Below are 524 nucleotides of genomic sequence, written 5' to 3'. Positions count from 1 at the left end.
TCTTCCAGATGCCAGGCCAACTTGGGCAGGACCCGTTCCATATCGCCGGACTTCAACACCATTTCATAGTGCTCGGTCTTGAAGTAGTACGACATGTACTCGGCCTTGCTACGCTCATCGAATCCCAGCTCGATGCCTGACGCGGAATTCAGGTCGAAGCCGCAGGTGAACGTCTTGATATAGGGATGCGAAGCCGCGGCGATAGCGGTTATCGACCCCGAATCCATGCCGCCGCTCAAATAGCTGCCCAGTTCGACGTCGGTCACCAATTGCCGGTTGACTGCTTGGTTGAACAGCCTGCGTAGCTCTTCCCGGTATTCCTCGTCCGGCTTGGGCGACGCTGGCTCCTTGAAATTGAAATCCCAGTATTGCGCGAGCTTAAGTTGCGGCTTGGTCGTGGCGAAGTCCAGCACGCCGTAATACCCTGCGGGAAACATGCTGACGCCATCGAGCAGCGTTCGATTGGTAAAAATATTCTGGAACGTGAAATACTCAAGCAGCGCCGCACTATCCAGCTTGCGCCG

The 524-nt window shown here is 55.7% G+C and carries 1 protein-coding gene; it reads right to left on the bottom strand.

Annotated elements, in window-relative coordinates:
- Nucleotides 1–524 (bottom strand): asparagine synthase-related protein (locus RCF13_RS00860; protein ID WP_308140728.1); only part of this gene is annotated, 524 nt, incomplete at both ends.

Origin of the sequence: Stenotrophomonas maltophilia group sp. RNC7 (genome assembly GCF_030910085.1) — a bacterium.
GTDB lineage: Bacteria > Pseudomonadota > Gammaproteobacteria > Xanthomonadales > Xanthomonadaceae > Stenotrophomonas > Stenotrophomonas sepilia.
This window is presented reverse-complemented; position numbering and strand designations above follow the sequence as displayed.